Origin of the sequence: Streptomyces boluensis (assembly GCF_009908195.1) — a bacterium.
Lineage (GTDB): Bacteria > Actinomycetota > Actinomycetes > Streptomycetales > Streptomycetaceae > Streptomyces > Streptomyces boluensis.
Window position 1 is genome coordinate 1 of the sequence record NZ_JAAAHS010000719.1, and the last position, 1,317, is coordinate 1,317.

At 74.6% G+C, this 1,317-nt stretch carries 1 protein-coding gene; it reads left to right on the plus strand.

What is annotated here, in order from left to right:
* Positions 1–494: 494 nt before the first annotated feature.
* Positions 495–1,289: an enoyl-CoA hydratase/isomerase family protein gene (locus GUY60_RS37715; RefSeq protein ID WP_161706002.1), complete on the plus strand. Its 795-nt coding sequence runs from the start codon at positions 495–497 to the stop codon at positions 1,287–1,289.
* Positions 1,290–1,317: the final 28 nt, after the last annotated feature.

Here is a 1,317-nt window from a genome sequence, read left to right on the forward strand (position 1 = left end):
TCTCGGGCCCACGGCCCTGGCCCTCCTGGCCCCCGTGACAGGCCTCCGGGATGCCCTGAGGGTGGCCCCTGCTCGTCTCTGCGGCCGACCGTAGGGCCCAGCCTTGCGGCTGCTCCGGAGGCGACCTCGCAGCTGTCTCCCGGGGGCGCTGGCTAACCGCTGCGCCTCACCTTGCCCGGCGGACCGTTGCGACTGCCCTCGCCGCCGACCAGCGCAGACCCGCCGGGACCGGCCTCCCTCGCAGCGGGATCGGCCTCCGCCGCTCCGCCTCGGCCTGGCCGGCACCCGACCACCCCAGCGGGCCTCGGCTGCCGGCCGCCCCGGCTTGTCGCCGCCGCCGACCTTCGCTGCCACCCGCCCCGACCACCCCGTTCCGCGACCGCGGGGTACACCGCTGTCTGCCGTGAGCAGAGAGGTCTTGGCCGCGTCGGGTCGGGCTGACATGATCCAGTGGTAACGATCGTTAACCGGTGGGATCCAGGGGCGGAGGCGCCATGTCGGAGCAGAGGTTCGGGGAACACGTCGTCGTCAGGCGGCACGAGCATGTCGCCGAGTTCGTGCTCGACCGGCCGGCGGCCATGAACGCCGTGTCGACGGAGATGGCCCGCTCCATCGGCGCCGCCTGCCGGGTGCTGGGCGACGACCGGGACGTGCGCGTCACCGTCCTCACCTCGACCCACGCACGGGCCTTCTGTGTGGGCGCCGACCTGAAGGAGCGCAACTCCTTCTCCGACGCCGAGCTGGTGCGCCAGCGCCCCACCACCCGGGCCGCGTACACGGGCGTGCTGGAACTGCCCATGCCGACCGTCGCCGCCGTGCACGGCTTCGCACTCGGTGGCGGCTTCGAGCTGGCGCTCGCCTGCGACCTGATCGTGGCCGACAGCACCGCAGTGGTCGGGCTGCCGGAGGTCTCGGTCGGCGTGATCCCGGGCGGCGGCGGTACGCAACTGCTGCCCCGCCGGGTGGGTGCCGCACGCGCCGCCGAGCTGGTGTTCAGCGCGAGACGGGTGGAGGCCGCGGAAGCACGGGAGTTGGGCCTCGTCGACCAGCTGGTCGAGGCCGGCCAGGACCGCGAGGAGGCGCTCGCACTTGCCGCCCGGATCGCCGGCAACTCCCCGGTCGGCCTGCGCGCGGCCAAGCGTGCCCTCCGTCTGGGCCAGGGCCTCGACCTGCGGGCCGGGCTCGACGTGGAGGACGCGGCCTGGCGCTCGGTGGCGTTCTCCGGGGACCGCGCGGAGGGCGTCGCGGCCTTCAACGAGAAGCGCAAGCCGGAGTGGCCGGGGGAGTAGCCGGGGAGTAGGCGGGGGTGCCAGAGGG

Coding starts and splice junctions, on each gene's coding strand:
- GUY60_RS37715 (WP_161706002.1), top strand. CDS start 495: ATGTCGGAGCAGAGGTTCGGGGAACACGTCGTCGTCAGGCGGCACGAG.